This is a genomic window from Jatrophihabitans sp., from assembly GCF_051960575.1.
Lineage (GTDB): Bacteria > Actinomycetota > Actinomycetes > Mycobacteriales > Jatrophihabitantaceae > JBQCEE01.
Genome location: NZ_JBQCEE010000270.1, coordinates 1 through 21,061 on the forward strand (window position 1 = coordinate 1; position 21,061 = coordinate 21,061).

The following is a 21,061-nucleotide window of genomic DNA, read 5'->3' on the forward strand; positions in this document are numbered from 1 at the left end:
CCTCGACGCCGCCCGCCGCTTCGTCGCCCGTGTCGACTCGGCGGCCGTCATGGTCAACGCCAGCACCCGGTTCACCGACGGCGGCGAGTTCGGCTTCGGCGCCGAGATCGGCATCTCGACGCAGAAGATGCACGCGCGCGGGCCGATGGGGCTCGCCGAGCTGACCTCGTCCAAGTGGATCGTCACCGGCGACGGGCACACCCGCTGAGCGTCAGCTCGAGCTGAGCGACACCGCCGCCTCGACCGCCTCCACGGGCGCCGGCAGCGCATGCGCCGGGTCGGGCCGCCCCGCCCGCAGCAGGTGCCGCCAGCGCTCGCGGTCGAAGACGGCCGGCTCCTCGGTCGCCATGAACTCCTCGATCAGCTTCACGAACCGGTGCGCGTCGGTGCGGAAGGGGAAGTGCCCGGCGCCGGGGAACAGCTCGAGCCGGCTGCCCGGGTAGGCGGCGTGCGCGGTGTCGGCGTGCGACGACGGGACGATGGCGTCGCGGCTGCCCCACATGATCATGGTCGGGATGTCGCGCACGAGGTAGCTGCGGTCGAGCATGGTCACGACCTGGCCGCGCCGGTCGACCACCGAGCGCAGGGTGCGCACGAACGCCGACGCCGCGTCACGGTCGGGCAGCGCGTCGAACACGCGCCGCACGTCGGTGCGGTCGAGGGCGAGGTCGGCGTCGAGCAGGCAGAGCAGCTCGATCGCCGCCTTGAGCCACAGCGGCGCGGTGGGCAGCCGCAGCGCGGCCAGCCCGATCTCGGTGAACGGCGTCGCCGCGAGCCGCAGCAGCGGCGACACCCGCAGGCCCGCGCCGCCCGCCGCCACCAGCACGAGCCGCTCGACCAGTTCCGGGTACTGGTAGGCGAACTGCGCCGCGACACCGCCGCCGAGCGAGTGCCCCACGATCGTCACCCGCTCGATCTCGAGCAGGGTCAGCAGGTCGCGCATGCCGTTGGCGAACGCCGGCGCCGAGTAGTCGGCGCGCGGCTTGTCCGAGCCGCCGTGACCGAGGAAGTCCGGCGCCACGACGAGGTGGTGCTCGGCCAGCATCGGCAGCACCTCGGCCCAGGTCGCCGAGCTGTCGCCGATGCCGTGCAGCAGCAGCACGGGCGACCCGCCGCTGTCCCAGCCGCCGATGCGGTACTGGCGGCGGTACCCGTGCACCACCGTCGTCCGGATCTCGATGGCGGCGGGCATGACCACAGGCTAGGCAGCGCGACGCGCCCGTCGGTTTCGTCGATGTTGCAGATCCCGACATCCGGATGGGTACAGGTAGGCTATCCCTACTGAATCACTCGACAAAGGGGTTCGGCCATGGCGCTGCCCGACTTCTTCGTCATCGGCGCACCGAAGGCGGGATCGACCGCGATCCACGCCGCGCTGGTGCAGCACCCCGACCTGTTCCTCTCGAGGCCGAAGGAACCCAAGTACTTCCTGCTGGACGATCGCGCGCCGCGCCGCGCCGACCACCGCGGCCCCGGCGACGCCCACAGCGCGCGGGAGTGGATCTGGCGCCGCGAGCGGTACGAGGCGCTGTTCGCCGCCGCGCCCGCCGGCACGCTCAAGGGCGAGAGCACGCCGTTCTACCTGTGGGACAGGGCCGCCCACCGCCGCCTCGCGGCGACCGTGCCGGGCGCCAAGCTCATCGCCGTCATCCGCGACCCGGTCGACCGCGCCTACTCGAACTGGACGCACCTGCGCAGCGACGGCCTCGAGCCGGTGTCCGACTTCCGCCGGGCGTGCGAGCTCGAACCCGACCGCGTCGCGCAGGGCTGGGCGCCGTTCTGGCGCTACCTCGAGCTCGGCCGCTACGGCGAGCAGCTCGAGCACCTGTTCCGGTGCTTCCCGCGCGAGCAGGTGCACGTCGTGCGCTACCGCGAGCTCATCGACGACGAGGCGGCGACGCTGCGTGCGGTCACCGACTTCCTCGGCGTGCGGCCGGGGCTGGTGCACACGATCCCGTCGTCCAACCTCTCCAACTGGGCGGGGGAGGGCGCGGTGAACACCGTGCTGCGCCGGGCGGTGCGCGCCGGTGCCTACGCGGGCTCGTTCGTCCCTCCACAAGTGTGGAGGCAGGTGTCGCGTCCGCTGCTCGCGGCACTGCACCGCGGCCACCCGAACCGCCCGAAGCTCGCCGTCGACGACCGGCGGGCGCTGGTGCAGCACTTCGTCGACGACGTCGCGCTGCTCGAACGGCTGCTGGGCCGTGACTTTCAGGACTGGCTCGGCGACTCCGACCGCGGCACGTACGCGGTGCGCAGGTCGTTGGCGCCGTCCGGCCGCGACGCCTCCCAGTAGACCCGGTACGCGTCGCCGAGGTCGGCGACGCTGAGGTACCGCAGCGTCCGCCCGGCCGGGGTCGGGCCGCCCGCAGCAGTGAACGACGCCGGCGACGAGCCGGTGGCGAAACCCGTGCGCTCGTACCAGTTCTCGGCCGCGGTGGCCCGGCCGTCGTAGCAGGCCAGCCATCCATCGCCGTCCTGCACCACGGTCGTGATGCGGGTGCCGCGCGCGTCCCAGCTGCCGGCGGTCGGCGCGAGCGCGGTGCCCACCTCCGTCCAGGCGAGGCCGTCGTCGCTGGTGAAGTAGACGCTGGTCATGCGGTCGGCCTCGGCGTCCCCGCCGTCGAGCGGGTGCCGGCACGCCCACATCTGCCAGCCGTGGGCGTCGGTGTGCCGCACCACGACGTCCTTCCACGCCGTGGTCGCCAGGTCGCCGGGCAGCACCATCGAGCGCCGGCCCGAGGGCAGGCCCGCGGGCTCGTCGGCGTCGAGCGCCTCGACCCACCAGTGCTTCGAGTCGAGCGTCGAGCACGACACGTAGAGCCGCCACCCGCCGTCCGGCCGCGGCACGAGCGCCGGGCGTTCGAGCGACGCGGCGCCGAAGAGGCCGACGGGCACGGTGGCGACCGGCTCGAACCGCACGCCGTCCTCGGAGCGCGCGACGACGTTGGCGTAGCCCCGCCCCTCGGTCACCGGTCGGCGCAGGCGGTAGGCGAGCCAGAAGACGCCGTCCAGGTGGGCGATCGACGGTCCGCCGGCCCAGAAGCCGTCGCCGTGACCGGGCGGTTCGACCGCGACATCGGCGTCGGTGGCGGTGATCGCGGCGAGAAGATCGGCGGACAGGCTCACCCAGCCCACCCTAGAGACTCGACCCGCCCGTTCCCGGGACCGTGGGGGACACTGCTGGCATGGCCTCCTTCGTCACCGGCGCCACCGGGTTCATCGGCCGCTTCCTCGTCGCCGAGCTGCTGCAGCGCGGCGAGACGGTGTACGCGCTCACCCGGCCTCAGTCGCTCGACAAGCTCGACGCGCTCAAGGAGCGCCTCGGCGTGGACGACGACCGGCTGGTGCCCGTGCTCGGCGACATCGGGAAGCTGCAGCTCGGCGTCACGCAGGCCGACATCGAACGGCTCACCGGGCGCATCGAGCACTTCTTCCACCTCGCCGCCGTCTACGACATCACCGCCGACGCGCAGACGCAGCGGCAGGCCAACGTCGACGGCACCCGCAACGCGCTCGACCTGGCCGCGGCCATCGGCGCCGGGCACTTCCACCACGTCAGCTCGATCGCGGTCGCCGGCCTCTACAAGGGCGTCTGGACCGAGGACATGCTCGACGAGGCGCAGGAGCTGGACACCGACCCGTACCTGCGCACCAAGCACGACGCGGAACAGCTCGTACGCCGCGAGCGCCGGGTGCCGTGGCGCGTGTACCGGCCGGGCATCGTCGTCGGGCACTCGCAGACGGGCGAGATCGACAAGATCGACGGGCCCTACTACTTCTTCCGCACCATCCAGCGCACGCGGATCCTGCCGTCGTGGTCGCGCGGGGTCAGCCTCGAGGGCGGCGAGATCAACGTCGTCCCGGTCGACTACGTCGCGAAGGCCATCGACTACCTCGCGCACAAGCCGAACCTGGACGGCGAGACGTTCCACCTCACCGACCCGGCGCCGCTCACGGTGGGCGGGCTGGTGAAGGTGATCGCCAAGGCCGCGCACGCGCCGGTGCCCGGGTTGGCGCTCGACGCGCGCGGGCTCGACGCACTGCCGCTGCGACTCACGTCCATCGTGTCGCACCTGCCCGGGGCGCGGCAGGCCACCGACTTCGTGCTCGCCGAGCTCGGCATCCCGCGCGAGACCTTCCACTACCTGACCTATCCCACCCACTTCGACTCGACCCGCACGCAACGGGCGTTGGAGGGCTCGGGGCTCAAGGTGCCGCCGCTGGCGAGCTACGCGCAGAACCTCTGGGAGTACTGGGAGCGCACGTACAGCCCCGACCGCCGTAAGGACAAGGCACTGGCGCGCGCCCTCAACGGCAAGACGGTCATGATCACCGGTGCGTCGTCGGGCATCGGCCGCGCGACCGCGCTGCGGGTCGGGTCGGCCGGCGGCAAGGTCATCCTGGTCGCGCGCGGCGCCGAGAAGCTCGAGCAGACCAAGCAGGAGATCGCCGACCTCGGCGGCACCGCGTTCGTCCACCGCTGCGACCTCACCGACCTGCACGACATCGAGCGGATGGCCAAGGAGGTGACGGCCGAGCACGGGCGGGTCGACATTCTCATCAACAACGCCGGTCGCTCGATCCGCCGCTCGGTGGCGCTGAGCTACGACCGCATGCACGACTACGAGCGCACGATGCAGCTCAACTACTTCGGCGCCGTGCGGCTGATCCTGTCGCTGCTGCCGACGATGCGCCAGGCCGGCCCGGACGGCCGCAAGGGCGGCCACATCATCAACATCAGCTCGATCGGCGTGCAGACCAACACGCCGCGCTTCTCGGCCTACGTCGCCTCGAAGGCCGCACTGGACGCGTTCTCGCGCTGCATCGCCTCGGAGGTGCGCGAGGACGGCGTGCACATCACCACCGTCTACATGCCGCTGGTGCGCACCCCGATGATCGCGCCGACCAAGATGTACGACCGGTTCCCGGCGATGACGCCGAACGAGGCGGCCGACATGATCTGCCGCGCGATCGTGCAGCGGCCCAAGACGGCGGGGACGACGCTGGGCAACCTCGGGGCGCTCGCGTACCAGCTCGCACCGAAGAGCGTCGACGTCGTGCTGAACCAGGGCTATCGGATGTTCCCCGACTCGCGGGCGGCCCTCGGGGACCGGAAGGGCAAGCAGGCCGAACCGTCGAGCGAGAGCGTCGCGTTCGCGCACATCCTGCGGGGCGTCCACTGGTAGCTTGCCGCGCATGACGCCCGATCCCCGAGTGAAGCGCCTCGGCATCATGGGCGGCACCTTCGACCCCATCCACCACGGCCACCTCGTGGCGGCGTCGGAGGTCGCGTCCGAGTTCGGGCTGGACGAGGTCGTCTTCGTGCCCACCGGCGCGCCGTGGCAGAAGGCCGAGCGCGACGTCAGCCCGGCCGAGCACCGCTACCTCATGACGGTGATCGCCACCGCGTCCAACCCCGGCTTCTGGGTCAGCCGCGTCGACATCGACCGGCCCGGCCCGACGTACACGATCGACACGATCCGCGACCTCGCCGCGCAGTTCCCCGAGGCCGAGCTGTCCTTCATCACCGGTGCCGACGCGCTCGCGCAGATCCTGTCCTGGAAGGACGCGGAGGAGGCGATGGAGCTCGCCCGCTTCATCGGGGTGACGCGTCCGGGCTACGAGCTCAAGGTCGACCACCTGCCGAGCGACTCGGTGATGCTCATCGACGTGCCCGCGATGGCGATCTCTTCGAGCGACTGCCGCGCGCGGGTCGAGGCCGGGCACCCCATCTGGTACCTGGTGCCCGACGGCGTCGTGCAGTACATCAGCAAGCACGGGCTGTACCGTCGCTGACGTGGCAGCGACCGAACACGCAGTGGACCTCGCCCGGATCGCGGCGCAGGCGGCGGCCGACAAGCTGGCCACCGACATCGTCCTCATCGACGTCAGCGAGCGGTTGGCGATCACCGACGTCTTCGTCATCGCGACCGGCAACAACGAGCGGCAGGTCGAGGCGATCGTCGACGCGGTCGAGGAGAAGCTGCGGGCTGCGGGTGCCAAGCCGGTGCGCCGTGAGGGCCAGCGCGACGGACGGTGGGTGCTGCTCGATTACGTCGACATCGTGGTGCACGTGCAGCACGCCGAGGAGCGCGTGTTCTACGCCCTCGAGCGGTTGTGGAAGGACTGCCCGTTCCTGCCGTTCGAGGACGCCGCTAAGGCAGCGCACGACGCCGAGCGGGCGGCGGCCGGCGACACCGCGTGAGGCTCGTCCTGCTGCGGCACGGCCGCACCGAGTGGAACGCGCAGCGCCGCTTCCAGGGTCAGGCCGACCCGCCGCTGGACGACGTCGGCCGCATGCAGGCCTACGAGGTCGCCGGGCTGGTCGCCGCGCTGCAGCCCGACCGGATCGTGAGCTCCGACCTCGCGCGGGCGCTCGAGACGGCGCGGATCGTCGCGTCGGCGATCGGCCTGCCGGTCGCGGTGGACGAGCGGCTGCGGGAGCGGTCGCTGGGGCACTGGGAGGGGTTGACACGCGACGAGGTCGAGCGCGACCACCCGGACGAGTTCGAGGACTGGCGGGCCGGACGCGACGTCAGCCGCCGCGGCGGCGAGACCCGCGACCAGGTGGCCGCCCGGGCGCTGGCCGCCTTCGCCGACCAGCCCGCCGCCGAGACGCTGGTGTTCGTCACCCACTCGGCCACCGCGATGGCGCTGTGCAACGCGCTGATCGGCATCGCGCAGGCCCAGCACCCGCTGGGCCCGCTGGCGAACTGCCACTGGACGGACCTGTGGCGCGACGAGGGGTCGTGGCGGCTGCGCGCGCACAACATCGGGGTGCCCGGAACGGTCATACCGGTCGCAATCGCCCGGCCGTCGAGCGGCGAGGACGCACCCGACGCCGACGCCTGACGAGCAGTGAGCAACGCCACGACACTTGCGTGCTCAACTTCCTCGTCCAGGCCATACAGTTCGGTCCAGGTGCCCCCGCGCCCGGCGGCGACGGACGGCGGGCGCGGGGCGCGCACCTGCAGGCGGTCCTGGACCGCCGCACAGGACTAGAGTGGTCCCCATGGATTCGGGACTGTCCCTTCCCGGGCCGCGCACGGTCGACTGAACGACCGGCGCGGCGGAGCCTCTGCGGATCGACGCAGGGGCTCTTCGTCTGTCCGGAGTCCTGACCACGAGAGGGAACGCAGCACATGAGCACGCCCGCCGAGACCGCCGGCGCCGCCGGGGCCGCCTCCGACGTCCCGCCGCACCGCTACACCGCGGCCGTGGCCGACGCCCTCGAGACGAAGTGGCAGGCCTACTGGGCCGAGCACGGCACGTTCGCCACGCCGAACCCGCGCGGCCCGCTCGCCGACGGCTTCGACCGTGTCGAGGGCAGGCCCGCCGCGTACGTGCTCGACATGTTCCCGTACCCCTCCGGAGCGGGCCTGCACGTCGGCCACCCGCTCGGCTACATCGGCACCGACGTCTACGCCCGCTACCTGCGCATGCGCGGCGACAACGTGCTGCACACGATGGGCTTCGACGCGTTCGGGCTGCCGGCCGAGCAGTACGCGGTGCAGACCGGGCAGCACCCGCGCACCACGACGTACGCGAACATCGACACCTTCCTGCGGCAGCTGCGCCGGCTGGGGCTCGGCCACGACGAGCGGCGCCGGGTCGCGACCACCGACCTCGAGTTCTACCGCTGGACGCAGTGGATCTTCCTGCAGATCTTCAACGCCTGGTACGACACGGATGCGAACAAGGCGCGCCGCATCGACGAGCTGATCGCCGAGCTGGACGCCGGCACGCGCGAGCCGAACCCGGGCACGAACCCGTTCGACGCCCCGTGGTCGCAGCTGGACGCGACCCAGCGGCGCGTGGTGGTCGACAACCATCGGCTCGCATACCGCGCCGAGTCGCTGGTCAACTGGGCGCCCGGCCTGGGCACCGTGCTGGCGAACGAGGAGGTCACCGCCGACGGACGCTCCGAGCGCGGCAACTTCCCGGTGTTCCGCAAGCCGCTGGCCCAGTGGATGATGCGGATCACCGCCTACGCCGACCGGCTGATCGACGACCTCGACCACATCGACTGGCCGGACAAGGTGCGCACGATGCAGCGCAACTGGATCGGCCGCTCGACGGGCGCGCACGTGCGGTTCGCATCGGACGCCGGTGACATCGAGGTCTTCACGACCCGTCCGGACACGCTGTTCGGCGCCACTTACATGGTGCTGGCGCCCGAGCACCCGCTGGTCGACGCGCTGACCGCGCCGGCCTGGCCGGACGGCACGAAGGATGTCTGGACAGGCGGGCGGGCCTCGCCGGCGGAGGCGGTCGCGGCGTACCGCGCGCAGGCCGCGTCGAAGGCGGACGTCGACCGGCAGGCCGAGGGCAAGGACAAGACCGGTGTGTTCACCGGCTCGTTCGCGACGAACCCGGTGAACGGGGCGTCCATCCCGGTGTTCATCGCCGACTACGTGCTGATGGGCTACGGCACCGGCGCGATCATGGCGGTGCCCGCGCAGGACGAGCGCGACTGGGACTTCGCGCAGGTCTTCGAGCTGCCGATCATCCGTACCGTGCAACCGCCGGCCGACTGGGACGAGTCGAAGGCGTTCACCGGCGACGGGCCGGCGATCAACTCGGACTTCCTCGACGGCATGGGCGTCACCGAGGCGAAGGCCGCGATCATCGCGTGGATGGAGGACCGCGGCGACGGACGCGGCGCGACGACGTATCGCCTGCGCGACTGGCTGTTCTCGCGTCAGCGCTACTGGGGCGAGCCGTTCCCGATCGTCTTCGACGACACGGGGCTGCCGATCGCGCTGCCCGAGTCGATGCTGCCGGTCGAGCTGCCCGAGACCGACGACTTCTCGCCGAAGTCGTTCCCGCCCGAGGACTCCGAGTCGACGCCGGAGCCGCCGCTCGGTCGGCTGACCGACTGGGTGACGGTGACGCTCGACCTGGGCGACGGGCCGAAGCAGTACCGGCGCGAGACGAACACGATGCCGAACTGGGCCGGCTCGTGCTGGTACGAGCTGCGCTACCTCGACCCGACCAACAGCGAGCGGCTGGTCGACGCCGAGGTCGAGCAGTACTGGATGGGGCCGTCGGCCGACCGTCCGCTCGGTGGCGTCGGGCTGTACGTCGGTGGTGTCGAGCACGCGGTGCTGCACCTGCTCTACGCGCGGTTCTGGCACAAGGTGCTGTTCGACCTGGGCTACCTGTCGTCGTCCGAGCCGTTCCACAAGCTGGTGAATCAGGGCTACCTGCAGCTGCCCGCGTACACCGACAGCCGCGGCGCCTACGTCGAGGCGGCGCAGGTCGAGGAGCGCGACGGCACGTTCTTCTTCCACGGCGAGCAGGTGAACCAGGAGTTCGGCAAAATCGGCAAGTCGCTGAAGAACGTCGTCACGCCCGACGAGTTCATCGCCGACTGGGGCGCCGACACCTTCCGCGTGTTCGAGATGTTCAGCGGGCCGCTCGAGCAGTCGCGGCCGTGGGACGCGAAGGCGATCGTCGGGCCGTTCCGGTTGCTGCAACGCCTGTGGAGGGTGGTGCTGTCGGAGGAGACGGGTCAGGTGCACGTCTCGGACGACGCCGTGCCGGACGAGCTGAACCGCCTGCTGCACAAGACGATCCACGCCGTGCGCGAGGGGTACGAGACGCTACGCTTCAACACGTCCATCGCCCGGATCACCGAGTTGAACAACGCGGTGACGGCGGCGTACCCGAACGGGGGTGCGCCGCGCGAGGTGGCCGAGGCGCTGGTGCTGATGACGGCGCCGCTCGCCCCGCACGTCGCCGAGGAGCTGTGGTCGCGGCTCGGGCACACCGAGTCGCTGGCGTGGGCGCCCATGCCCGAGGCCGACCCGGCGCTGCTGGTCGACGACACCGTCGAGATCCCGGTGCAGGTGAACGGCAAGCTGCGGGCGAAGTTGCTGATGCCCGCCGACGCCGACACGACGCAGATGGAGGCACTCGCACGCGCCGACGAACGGGTGGTGGCGGCGCTCGACGGCAAGCCGACGCGGCGTGTGGTCACCGTGCCCGGACGCCTGATCAACTTCGTGGTCTGAGGCGGCGATGGCACGCGTCGCGGTCGTCACCGACTCGACCGTCGACCTGCCGTCGCCGGCCTCCGACCTCGGCGTGCACGTCGTGCCGCTGACCGTGATGGTCTCGGGGCAGCCGGTCGACGGGATCACGCCGGCAGACGTCGCGCGGGTGCTGCGTGAGAAGAAGACGGTCACCACCTCGCGTCCGTCGCCCGCCGAGTTCGCGGCCGCGTATCAACAGGCGTTGAGTGCCGGCGCCGAACGGGTCGTGTCGATCCATCTCTCGCGGCAGCTGTCGGGCACGTGGGAGGCCGCCGTGCTCGCGTCGCAGGACTTCCCGTTCGGTGTCGTCCGCGTCGTCGACTCGCGCTCGACGGCGGCCGGGCTCGGTTTCGCGGTGCTCGCGGCGGTGGCAGCGGCCGAGGCGGGCGGCTCGGCGGCCGAGGTGCAGCAGGCCGCGGCGGCGACGGTCGACCGGACCCGCACGATGTTCTACGTCGACACCCTCGAGTACCTGCGCCGCGGCGGGCGCATCGGTTCGGCCTCGACCCTGCTCGCCACGTCGCTGTCCATCAAGCCGTTGCTGCAGATGGTCGAGGGGCACATCGTGGCGCTCGAGAAGGTGCGCACGTCGACCAAGGCGGTCGCCCGGCTCGTGCAGCTGACCGTGGACGCCGCGGGTGACGGACCGGTCGATGTGGCGGTGCACCACCTCGCGGCACTGACCCGGGCCAACGGCGTCGCGGCGCAGCTGCGCACGGCGCTGCCGGCGGCGCGGTCGGTGCGGGTGGCCGAGATCGGCCCGGTGATCGCGGCGCACCTCGGGCCGGGCGTCATCGGCACGGTGGTGGCGCGGCAGCCGGGTAGCACGGGGGTCTGACAATCCACGGGCCGCGTCCACAGGGCGGCGTGTCTCCACAGGCGTGATCGTCCCGCGCCGCCGCCGGGTCACGGCTGCCTATCGTCGTCGCGGTGTGGGTCGCCGGGCAGCGCAGGCAGCAGGCGCTGGTGGCGGCCCGCGTGCAGGCCATCGTCGCCGCGCACGCGGCGGGCGTGACGGCGGCCGACCCGGACGGCGTGCTGACGGCAGGCTCGTGGGGGAGTGACCCCGTCGGTGGAGAGCACGACGAGGTGGACGACGGGCTGTTCGCACTGTCCGACGCCGAGCTGGCGGCGGTGTTCGACGCGGGCGTCCCCGCGTCCGTCACATCGTCGAGGTCGTCGCAGGCGGCGTCGTCCGCAGAGCCCATGCTGTGGCGGTTCGCGCCGACGGCGACCGACTCGCCCTCGCCCGCTCCCTCGTCCGCGGGCACCGTGCCGGGCGACGGGACGCGACCCCCCGCGCTTCCGCCGGGTCCGGCTCCGACCCGGCCGGCATGGCTCGACCGGCTGGTGGGGGCCAGGCCCGTGCACGCCCACCCGGCACGGCGGCCGGTCGTGGCCGTCGGGCTGGCCGCACTGCTCGCCGCCGTCATCACCGGATGGTGGGTGTTCTCGTCGCAGCCGCAGGCGGTGCCCGCGATGGCGAGCGGCACGGGGCGGGTGCGCGGGTCGGCCGCGGCGGTGGCGTCCCCGACGGCGACGCCGGGTGCGGCGAGCGGGTCATGGGCCGGCGGGGCCACCGTCCCGGTGGTGGTCGACGTCGAGGGGCGCGTGCGGCGTCCCGGGCTGTACCGGTTGCCGGCCGGTGCTCGCGTCGCGGACGCACTTGCCGCCGCCGGCGGCGCGCGGCCGCATACGTCGACGACGTCGCTCAACCTCGCAGCGCGCCTGACCGACGGCCAGCAGATCGTCGTGGGCGGCCCCGTCGTCGCCGGATCCGCACCGGCACCAGCACCGGGCAGCGGCGCCGCGTCCGGCCCGAGCGGCCCTGGTGCGCCCGTCAACCACAACGCGGCGACACTCGACCAACAGCAGACCCATCCCGGCGTCGGACCGGTGCTGGCCCAGCACATCCTCGACTGGCGCGCCGAGCACGGCGGCTTCACCGCGATCGACCAGCTCGACGACGTGACCGGCATCGGCGACGTGAAGTTCGCGCAGCTCAAGGCCCTGGTGACGCTGTGATCGGGGCAGCGGCGGGCGGGCCGGTGCCTTCGGGCGACGCCACGACGGCGCCCGAGCCCCTCGACCTGCGCCTGGCGCTCGGCGCGGCGACGGCGTGGCCGGTCACCGCGGTCCTCCTGTCCGCCTCGGCGGCCCGGGTCCTGCTCGCCGGGGTGATCGCGGCGGTCGCCGGGCTCGTCCTGCTGCTGGTGCCGTGCAGCAGGGGGTGGTGCCGCACGGCGGCACTGGCCGGGTTCTGCACGGCCCTGGTGCTGGTGCCGCTGGCCGGACGGCTGGCGCATGCCGGGGCATCCGCGACGGTCGCGGCAGCCCGTGCCCATCGGTCGGTGCTGCTCGAACTGCACCTCACGGGCGACCCGAAGCCGTTGGCGGCGACAGGTCCGGGCGGCACTGCGCGGGTCGCCGTGCCCACCGCGGCCGACCGCATCTCCATCGGCGGCCGCACCGTCGACGCCGACGGCGGCGTGCTCGTGCTGGCGCCGGCGGCCGGGTGGTCGCTGCTCGCACCCGGCCAGCGCATCAGCACCGAGGGCAGGCTGCAGCCGGCGCGCGACGGTGGGGTGCTGCAGGTGGTGCTCTTCGCGCGCGCCCCACCGACGCTGCTCGGGCGCCCGCCGTGGTTCGAGCGGGTCGCGACGGGCGTGCGTACCGCGCTCCGGTCGGCGGCGTCGGTGCTGCCGGACGAGGAGCGCGGCCTGCTGCCCGGGCTCGTCGACGGCGACACCACCGACCTCGACCCGGTGCTGGCGCAGCACTTCCGTACGGCCGGTCTCACCCATCTGGTGGCGGTGAGCGGCACCAACTGCTCCATCGTGATCGGGTTGGTGGTGCTCGTGCTTCGGCGGGCGCGGTGGCGACCGTGGCTGGTCGCGGTGGTCGCCGGCGCGGTGCTGGTCGTCTTCGTCGTCGTCGCGCGGCCGTCGCCGAGCGTGCTGCGCGCTGCGGTGATGGCGGCGATCGGGTTGGTGGCGCTGGCGACGGGCCGGCCGCGGGCGGCGATGCCCGGGCTCGCGGCGGCCGTGCTGGTGCTGCTGGTCGCCGATCCGACACTCGCCGCGGACACCGGCTTCGTGTTGTCGGTGCTCGCGACGGTCGCGCTGCTCGTGCTCGGTCCGCCGTGGGTCGCGGCGCTGCGTCGACGGCGGGTGCCGCCGGGCGTCGCCGAGGCCGTCGCGGTCGCGGCGGCGGCGCACGTGGTGACGGCACCGGTGATCGCGACGGTGTCAGGTCAGGTGAGCGTGGTGGCCGTCCCGGCCAATGTGCTCGCCGAACCGGTCGTGGCGGCGGCGACGGTGCTCGGCTTCCTCGCCGCGGCGACCGGAACGCTCGTCGCCCCGCTGGGCGCTGCCTTCGCCTGGCTGGCGGGCTGGCCGTGCCGGTGGCTGGTGCTGGTCGCCGACTGCTTCGGCGGGCTGCCAGGTGCTGTGGTGCCGTGGCCGGGCGGACCGCTGGGCGCGGTCGCGCTGTTCGTGGTGCTCGCCGCGGTGGTCGCGCTGACGGTGGCGCGGCGCACCAGGCCGGTGGTGGTCGCCGCGCTGACGGTGGCCGTGCTCGTGCAGATCCCGCTGCGCACGGTCGCGTCCGGCTGGCCCGTGCCGGGCTGGGTGATGGTGGCGTGCGACGTCGGGCAGGGCGACGCCCTGGTGCTGCGTGCGGCGGCTGACGCGGCCGTCGTGGTCGACGCCGGGCCCGACCCGGTGCCCGTCGACCGCTGTCTCGCCGATCTCGGCGTCGACCGTGTGCCGTTGCTGGTGCTGACGCACTTCCACCTCGACCATGTCGGCGGGCTGACCGGCGTGCTGCGGGGGCGGTCGGTCGGGCGCGTGCTGGTCAGTCCGCTCGCCGATCCCGCGTCCGGCGTCGATCTCGTCGACCGCACGATCGCCGCGCGGGGGATCGCGTCGTCGGTCGCCCACGACGGTGCAGCGCTGGACATCGGCGCGGTGCACCTCGACGTCCTCGGCCCGGCGGCACCGTTCCACGGCACCCGGTCCGATCCGAACAACAGCTCGCTGGTGCTGCGCGCGACCGTCGACGGCCTGCGCATCCTGCTCTCGGCCGACGCCGAGATCGAGGCCCAGCGGGCGATGCTGGCGGCCGGCGTCGACCTGCGGGCCGACGTGCTCAAGGTCTGGCACCACGGCAGCGCCTGGTTCGACCCGGCCTACCTCGCGGCGGTGCATCCGCTCGTGGGCGTGATCAGCGTCGGCCTGCACAACGACTACGGCCATCCGTCGCCGGTTGCGCTGCAAGCACTCGCCGCGGCGGGGGTCGCGGTCGCCCGGACCGATCACGACGGCGATGTCGCGGTGGTCGCCCGCCAAGGGCACCCTGCGCTCGTCGTCCGCGGCAGCATGGCCCGCGGCGTCGCCTCGCCGCGGGGAGTGCCCGCAGGACGCGGTGCGCGGTCGACCGCCGGCGTCGCGACGGCCGCCGGCCAAGCGGAGGATGCCGCGCACGGGTCGTCCCCCGTCCGGACGCGGTTGACCGCTCGTGCCGCCGCTGATCTGATGACCAGGAACCGGACAAGACGGACGAGGATCGCGAACGCCCGGGCGAGGTCGCCGCCCGCGCCGCAGGGGGAAGGCATGCGCATGCGTCGAGCCAGGATGTGGTCGTTCGTCTGGGGTCCCGCACTCGCCGCCGCGGTGCTCCGCGGCGCACCGACCGCGTCCGCGGCCGCGCCGGACGCGGTGAGCCGGCTGGTGTCCGTGTCCTGCCCGACGGCCTCGTTCTGCATGACGGTCGGCAGTCACGCGTCCTCGTCGACGGCGCCCGCACAGGCGCTGGGGTACCGATGGGACGGATCGTCCTGGCACCTGGCGCCCGCCGTCGCGGTACCGGCCGGCGCGGACGGCGTCGACCTGACGTCGGTGTCGTGCACGTCGGCGAGCTTCTGCCTCGCCGCCGGCTTCGCCGAGCGGGGCAGCGACCACGCCTTCCTGCTCGCGGAGCGCTGGGACGGCCACGCGTGGCACGCGGTCGGGATCGCCCGCCCGGGCAGCACCACCGGCGTCGCGGTCAGCTGCGCCGCGCACGCCGCCTGCGTGGCCGTCGGGTCGCGGCTCGCGCACCGGTCGAGCGGGTACTACGACCAGGCGGTCGCCTGGCAGTACGCCGGGGGGATGCTCCGGCTCCGCCCGACGGCTGCCCGACCGTTCCCGAACACCGCGCTCGAGGGCGTCGACTGCCGTACCGCGACCGATTGCACGGCCGTGGGGTCGGAACGCTCCGACCCGCGTCCGCTGGCCGAGCACTGGGACGGCCGCCGCTGGACGTGGCTCGGGCACCTCCCGCTGTCCGGTCACGCGTCCGGCGATCCAGGCGCGTCGCTGGCCGACGTGGCCTGCCCCTCGGCCGGCTCGTGCGTCGCCGTCGGCTACGACGAGAGCCTCGGTGCGCCGCTCGTCGAGAATCGCAAGGCCGGCGGCGCCTGGTACGACGTCCGACCGTCCCTGCGGCCGGTCGCCGACATCGAGGGTGAGGGTGGGCTGGGCGCCGTCTCGTGCTTCACCTTCGCGCGCTGCGCGTCGGTCGGCGCCATCGTCGACCGCGGCGGCGAGACGACCGGGCTGTCGGCCTGGCGGGATCGTGCCAACGGCCACTTCGTGGTGCGCCGGAGCCCTGCGGCCTTCGACGACGTCGCGTGTCGGTCCGGCGTGTGCGTGTACGTCGGCTCCGACTTCACCGACCCGGACACGCCATTCCATGCGGTCATCTACCGCGGCGGCGCGCGGCCGACCAGGCAACCGCTGCCCTGATCGACCCCCCCGAGCCGCGTGCGGGGCGGCTCAGCCCGAGGTGGTCACCCGCACGGCGTCGACGGAGATGCTCGCGCCGGTCGCCTTCGTGACGACGACCGTGTGCGGGCCGGCCGCCAGGGCCGGGCTCTGGTAGATCCGCTGGGCGAACTGCCGGATCGTCCCGGACGTGTCGACCGTGATCGGTGCGCCGCCGTCGATCACCACCTGGATCTGACCCTGGGCAGGTGAGGTCTCGCCGACGAGCGTGAAGGCGGTGCCGTCGAAGCCGAACTGGTACGAGGCGCCGGCGGCGGTGGCGTAGTGCAGCGTGCGGGCGAAGTCGGGCGTCGTGTCGGGCAGGCCGGTCGCGGTCGTCCAGCCGCCGGAGTAGGTGATGCGCGGGTCGGTGTCGTCCCACGCGGTCACCCCGTCGAGGACGCGGCTGTTGCCGAAGGGGTCGGTCACCGTCACGACGTAGTCGGCCGAGGTGCCCGGTGTCAGTCCCGTGTCGGTGAAGGTGAAGCCGTCGGCGCGCCAGAACGACGAGGGGATCGTGCGGATCACCGGCGAACCGCCGCCGGGCCGGGTCACGCTGTACGTCAGCCGCCGGTTGTCCGGGTCGCCGACGGTGTAGACGTGGACCGTCGAGTGGCCGCCGGCGTCGGCCGGGGTCGCGGTCACGCCGTAACCGGCGTCCGGATACCTGGACGGCCCCACCTTGTTCGGCGCCGCCGCCTTGACGGCGAAGCGGACCAGACCCTGCTGCGGCCTGCCGTTGACCGACGGGAACTCGCCACCGAGCACGACGTAGCGGCTCGTGGCCACGACCGTCCAGGCCGCCTCGTGCGAGCCGCTCACGTTGGCGATCGCCAGCGAGGGGAACCAGTTCAGCAGCTCGCTCTTCGGCCGGCCGGCGAAGGTCGGATAGCCCTGCGGGGTCGAGGACGCCGTGTCGGTACCCGAGGGGCTCGTGGTCTCGGCGAGCGCGCGCTGCCAGTGCAGCGGCAGTTGCGGGTAGCCGCCGATCGCCGAACAGTCGTGCGGATGCCCGACGCTGTACATCACCTTGCCGACGGGGAACACGTCGTAGGTGTCGCCGTGGCAGTCGTTGGCGAAGATGAGGTGTCCGTCGACCGGGCTGATCGCGGCCGTGCCCTCGAAGGTGCCCGGTCGACGGCCGCCCACGCTGGTGAACGCCGACAGGTAGACCTTCGTGTTGTCCGTCTGCAGGCTCGTAATGCCCAGCGAGAACCCGGACGTGCCCGGCGGGGGCTGCATCCGGATGGGGAAGGCGAGGCGCTGGCTCGCCCACGGGGTGACCGGGGCGCCGGTCGTGAGATTCAGCGCCGCGAGCGAGAAGTAGCGGCGGCCCTGGACGGCGTTGAACGACCCGCCGACGATGAGCCGCCCGACGCGCGGCACCGCGACCAGGGCGGCGACATGGCTGCCACGAGCGCCGCTGACATTGGCGACCCACCGGGTCATGACCGATCCGGCGGTGGAGTACGCCGCCAGCAGGTGCCGCACCCGGCCACCCGCGCGGCTGAAGTCGCCGCCCACATAGGCCATCCGGTTGGTCGCGGCGATCGCGAGGACGGTGGCGTTCGGCCCCTGGTCGCCCGGCAGCACCCTGTTCCTGCGGAGGTCGATCACGGCGAAGTTGGTGTGCGGCCGGCCGTCCACCCGCTGGAAGTGGCCACCGACGTACAACCGGGTGCCGTCCGGCGAGACCGCGATCGACCGGCCCTCCGGCGTGGGGCCGCCGCCCAGGTAGTGGACGAACGAGGTCAGGAGTCGACCGGTCGTGATGTCGAAGGCGAGCAGGTTGCCGCGGCGCACGGAACCGCGCCCGCCGACCGGCACACCGGCCGGCCTGGCCTGGCTGAACCGGCCGGTGGCGTACACGATGTTGCCGCGGATGGCGGTGGCCCAGACGATCCCGTTGACCTGCACCGTCGGCAGGGCGTCAGCGGACACCGTCGCCGGCGTCCCCTGCGGTGGCGTGGTGTCCGCACTCGCCGCCGGCACGGCCTGCGCGATCGAGAGCAGCGCGCCGAGCATGGCCACCACGACACCGAGCCGCGCTGTTGTCCGTCCTGCCAACACCCACCCACTTCGAGTCCCCGGCGCCGCCGTCGACGGTACAACTGGACGTTGCGGCACGCCTGTGGATCATCGGGTGAGCGGCCCGGTGGAGGCAGAGGCGTTTGTCCCGATCTGAGGCTCGAACCGGTCCCGGGCGCGACTCGTTGTCGGCGGCGGGTGCGAGGATCGTCGTCGTGCCGTCGCGTGCCATCACCGCTGCCGATCTGCCGACCCCGCTGCCGGCCGCCGTCCTGCTCGTCGGCGACGAGGAGCTGTTCGTCGAGCGGGCGATCAGCGCGATCTCGTCGGCCGCGCGGGCCGCCGACCCGTCGGTCGTCGAGTCCGAACTGCAGGGCTCGGCGGTCGACGTGGCACAGCTCGCCGAACTGTTGAGCCCGTCGTTGTTCGGCGACGCGAAGCTGATCTTGCTCCGGGCGGCGCAGGACGTGAAGGTTGCGGCCCTGCCGGCCGTCCAGGCGCACCTGCAGAGCCCGACGCCGGACACGGTGATCCTGCTGCAGCACGCGGGTGGTGCGAAGGGCAAGGCGGTGCTGGACGCGGCGCGGAAGGCCAAGGCGCTCGAGATCGGGTGCGCGAAGCTGACGCGCGCCGACGACCGGGCCGAGTTCGTGCGCGACGAGGTGAGGCGGGCCGGCGGCCGCATCGCGGCCGACGCGGTCACCGCGCTGCTCGAGGCGGTCGGCAGCGACCTGCGCGAACTCGCGGCGACGGCGAACCAACTCGTCAGCGACGGCAGCGGCGCCGTCACGCTCGACCTCGTCCGCGCGTTCCACCGCGGCAAGGCCGAGGTGAGCGGGTTCGCGGTCTCCGACCATGCGGTGGCCGGCCGGCGCGACGCGGCGCTCGAGGCGCTGCGCAACGCGCTGGCCGTCGGCGTGCCGCACGTCGTCATCGCCGACGCGCTCGCCGACGGCGTGCGCTCGGTGGCGCGGGTGTCCGCCGCCGGGCGGGGGAGTGAGTACGACCTCGCCAAGCGGCTCGGCATGCCGCCGTGGAAGGTGAAGCGGGCGCAGGGGCAGGCTCGTGGCTGGAACGAGCCGGGGCTGCGCCGGGCCCTCGGCGTCGTCGCCGATCTCAACGCCGATGTGAAGGGCGCCGCGGTCGACCCGTCCTACGCGATCGAGCGGGCGATCGGGCGGGTGATCGCCGCGCGCGGCGCCCGCTGAGGGCTGACCCCGGACATGCCACGAGGCGTGCCGCGCGTGCGGCACGCCTCGAGGACGACGTCAGGGACGACTCAGAGCGCGTTGGCCCGGGTCGCCATGGCCGACTTCTTGTTGGCGGCCTGGTTCTTGTGGATGACGCCCTTGGTGACGGCCTTGTCCAGCTTCTTGGACGCGGTGGCGAAGGCGGCGAGCGCGGCCTCGCGGTCACCGGCGTCGGCGGCCTCGCGGAAGCGACGGACGGCGGTCTTGAGGGACGACTTCACGTCCTTGTTGCGCAGTCGAGCGATCTCGTTGGTACGGATGCGCTTGATCTGGGACTTGATGTTCGCCACGAAGAAAGCCTCGATGTTCGTCGGATGGGACCGCCCGGAGCGACAACCACCGCCCGGGCAACCCTGCCAGGTTACCAGCGCGCGGTGCGTCGTCCCAAATACGGGGCGCCGGTCCTGCGTCGGGCCGGTCAGCGCTCGCGGACGGTGACCAGCTCGTATTTCGTGTAGACGTAGGTGCGGCGGCCCGAGCCGTCGCTCAGCACCTCGGCGACCGGCTGCTCCTCGTCCTCGCCGGCCGCCATGGCCACACCGTCCTCGAAGATGACGCCGTAGTCGACTGGCGCGAGATCGGTGAGCTGGACGACGACGTAGTTGCCGTCGGCGGCCTGCAGCAGGTTGCGCAGTGCGTCCGCGTCCTCGACCGCGTCACCCGACGGCACGTCCGACGGCGTGCGGTAGACCGCGAGCACCTCCTGGTAGTCGTTGTCCTTGGTCGAGGTGTCGACCAGGTCGCCGGGACGCAGGTCGACGGCCGGGATGCGGGCGATGACGGCTGCACGAGGGTCGGTCATGGCGGCCATCCTGCCGTACCGCGCGCACCTGCCGTCGGGCGATGGGCCGCGCGCGCCGTGAGACGATGGGGAGTCAGCAGGCGGCAGAACCAGGAGTGAGCGCGTTGGTGGACCCGATGACGGTCGGCCGGACCGATCCGGGGCGTATCCGCAACTTCTGCATCATCGCCCACATCGACCACGGCAAGTCGACGCTGGCCGACCGCATGCTGCAGCTGACCGGCGTCGTCGACGCCCGGTCGATGCGCGCCCAGTACCTCGACCGCATGGACATCGAGCGCGAGCGCGGCATCACGATCAAGGCGCAGAACGTCCGCATGCCGTGGACGAGCCGCGAGACCGGTGTCGAGCACGTGCTGCACATGATCGACACCCCCGGCCACGTCGACTTCACCTACGAGGTCTCGCGGTCGCTCGCGGCGTGCGAGGGCGCGGTGCTGCTCGTCGACGCGGCGCAGGGCATCGAGGCGCAGACGCTCGCGAATCTCTACCTCGCGCTCGAGAACGACCTGCAGATCATCCCGGTGCTCAACAAGATCGACCTGCCGGCCGCGCAGCCCGACGTCTACGCCGCCGAGATCGCGCACATCATCGGCTGCGACCCCGACGACGTGCTGCGGGTGAGCGCGAAGACCGGCCAGGGCGTCGAGGACCTGCTCGACGTGATCTGCCGCGACGTGCCGCCGCCGGTCGGTGCGGCCGACGCCGCCCCGCGCGCGATGATCTTCGACTCGGTGTACGACATCTACCGCGGCGTCATCACCTACATCCGCGTCATCGACGGGCACTTCACCCCGCGCGAGCGCATCAAGATGATGTCGACCGGCGCGACCCACGAACTGCTCGAGATCGGCGTGATCTCGCCCGAGCCGAAGCCGACCGCCGGGCTCGGCGTCGGTGAGGTCGGCTACCTCATCACCGGCGTGAAGGACGTCCGCCAGAGCCGCGTCGGCGACACCGTCACCGACGCCGCGAAGCCGGCGCAGGAGAGCCTCGGCGGCTACCGCGACCCGAAGCCGATGGTCTACTCGGGCCTCTATCCGATCGACGGCTCCGACTACCCGGCGCTGCGCGACGCGCTCGACAAGCTCAAGCTCAACGACGCCGCGCTCAACTACGAGCCGGAGACGTCGGTCGCGC

The 21,061-nt window shown here is 72.8% G+C and carries 16 protein-coding genes and 1 pseudogene; 12 read left to right on the top strand and 5 right to left on the bottom strand.

The window, feature by feature from the left end; genetic code table 11:
• Positions 1-208 (top strand): annotated as a pseudogene (locus tag ACTHMS_RS15320) (glutamate-5-semialdehyde dehydrogenase); the annotation flags it as partial.
• 3 nt (positions 209-211) lie between these two features.
• Here the strand turns inward: ACTHMS_RS15320 and ACTHMS_RS15325 are convergent.
• On the bottom strand, positions 212-1,192 hold the full coding sequence (locus ACTHMS_RS15325; RefSeq protein ID WP_440307539.1) for an alpha/beta fold hydrolase: 981 nt from the start codon (positions 1,190-1,192) through the stop codon (positions 212-214).
• A 117-nt stretch (positions 1,193-1,309) separates the two neighbouring features.
• Between ACTHMS_RS15325 and ACTHMS_RS15330 the strand changes: the two genes are divergently transcribed.
• Positions 1,310-2,293 carry a sulfotransferase family protein gene (locus ACTHMS_RS15330; RefSeq protein ID WP_440307540.1) on the top strand — a complete coding sequence of 328 codons (984 nt, stop codon included), beginning with the start codon at positions 1,310-1,312 and terminating at the stop codon, positions 2,291-2,293.
• Here ACTHMS_RS15330 and ACTHMS_RS15335 read toward each other — a convergent pair.
• Positions 2,209-3,126 carry a hypothetical protein gene (locus ACTHMS_RS15335; protein WP_440307541.1) on the bottom strand — a complete coding sequence of 306 codons (918 nt, stop codon included), beginning with the start codon at positions 3,124-3,126 and terminating at the stop codon, positions 2,209-2,211. The two genes, ACTHMS_RS15330 and ACTHMS_RS15335, sit on opposite strands and share 85 nt — an antisense overlap.
• Positions 3,127-3,185: 59 nt before the next feature.
• Here ACTHMS_RS15335 and ACTHMS_RS15340 point away from each other — a divergent pair, with 59 nt between their 5' ends.
• The 8 genes from ACTHMS_RS15340 (at position 3,186) to ACTHMS_RS15375 (ending at position 15,823) form a co-directional block, all read left to right on the top strand.
• A complete protein-coding gene (locus tag ACTHMS_RS15340) occupies positions 3,186-5,186 on the top strand; it encodes an SDR family oxidoreductase (protein WP_440307542.1) in 2,001 nt (666 codons plus the stop codon).
• Between the two features lie 10 nt (positions 5,187-5,196).
• The gene (nadD, locus tag ACTHMS_RS15345; protein WP_440307543.1) at positions 5,197-5,796 is read left to right on the top strand and encodes a nicotinate-nucleotide adenylyltransferase; all 600 of its coding nucleotides are present in this window, start codon (positions 5,197-5,199) and stop codon (positions 5,794-5,796) included.
• A gap of 1 nt (position 5,797) precedes the next feature.
• Complete coding sequence (rsfS, locus tag ACTHMS_RS15350; protein WP_440307544.1) at positions 5,798-6,205, top strand: ribosome silencing factor; 408 nt, start codon at positions 5,798-5,800, stop codon at positions 6,203-6,205.
• Complete coding sequence (locus ACTHMS_RS15355; protein WP_440307545.1) at positions 6,202-6,852, top strand: histidine phosphatase family protein; 651 nt, start codon at positions 6,202-6,204, stop codon at positions 6,850-6,852. Before rsfS ends, ACTHMS_RS15355 begins: the two co-directional genes overlap by 4 nt.
• Positions 6,853-7,142: 290 nt before the next feature.
• Positions 7,143-10,016, top strand: coding sequence for a leucine--tRNA ligase (leuS, locus tag ACTHMS_RS15360; RefSeq protein ID WP_440307546.1), 2,874 nt, complete (start codon positions 7,143-7,145; stop codon positions 10,014-10,016).
• 7 nt (positions 10,017-10,023) lie between these two features.
• Positions 10,024-10,875, top strand: a complete 852-nt coding sequence (locus tag ACTHMS_RS15365) for a DegV family protein (RefSeq protein WP_440307547.1) — start codon at positions 10,024-10,026, stop codon at positions 10,873-10,875.
• Between the two features lie 92 nt (positions 10,876-10,967).
• Positions 10,968-12,062: a ComEA family DNA-binding protein gene (locus ACTHMS_RS15370; RefSeq protein WP_440307548.1), complete on the top strand. Its 1,095-nt coding sequence runs from the start codon at positions 10,968-10,970 to the stop codon at positions 12,060-12,062.
• Positions 12,059-15,823, top strand: coding sequence for a ComEC/Rec2 family competence protein (locus ACTHMS_RS15375; RefSeq protein WP_440307549.1), 3,765 nt, complete (start codon positions 12,059-12,061; stop codon positions 15,821-15,823). Before ACTHMS_RS15370 ends, ACTHMS_RS15375 begins: the two co-directional genes overlap by 4 nt.
• Before the next feature lie 30 nt (positions 15,824-15,853).
• On the opposite strand, the gene ACTHMS_RS15380 is transcribed toward ACTHMS_RS15375, so the two are convergent.
• Positions 15,854-17,911 carry a hypothetical protein gene (locus ACTHMS_RS15380; protein WP_440307550.1) on the bottom strand — a complete coding sequence of 686 codons (2,058 nt, stop codon included), beginning with the start codon at positions 17,909-17,911 and terminating at the stop codon, positions 15,854-15,856.
• A 173-nt stretch (positions 17,912-18,084) separates the two neighbouring features.
• On the opposite strand from ACTHMS_RS15380, the gene holA reads away from it, so the two are divergent.
• Complete coding sequence (holA, locus tag ACTHMS_RS15385; protein ID WP_440307551.1) at positions 18,085-19,077, top strand: DNA polymerase III subunit delta; 993 nt, start codon at positions 18,085-18,087, stop codon at positions 19,075-19,077.
• A 71-nt stretch (positions 19,078-19,148) separates the two neighbouring features.
• On the opposite strand, the gene rpsT is transcribed toward holA, so the two are convergent.
• A complete protein-coding gene (rpsT, locus tag ACTHMS_RS15390) occupies positions 19,149-19,409 on the bottom strand; it encodes a 30S ribosomal protein S20 (protein WP_440307552.1) in 261 nt (86 codons plus the stop codon).
• A gap of 128 nt (positions 19,410-19,537) precedes the next feature.
• Complete coding sequence (locus ACTHMS_RS15395) at positions 19,538-19,921, bottom strand: hypothetical protein (RefSeq protein WP_440307553.1); 384 nt, start codon at positions 19,919-19,921, stop codon at positions 19,538-19,540.
• 116 nt (positions 19,922-20,037) lie between these two features.
• Here ACTHMS_RS15395 and ACTHMS_RS15400 point away from each other — a divergent pair.
• Positions 20,038-21,061, top strand: a 1,024-nt coding sequence (locus ACTHMS_RS15400) for a GTP-binding protein (RefSeq protein WP_440307554.1), incomplete at its 3' end; no start/stop codon positions are given.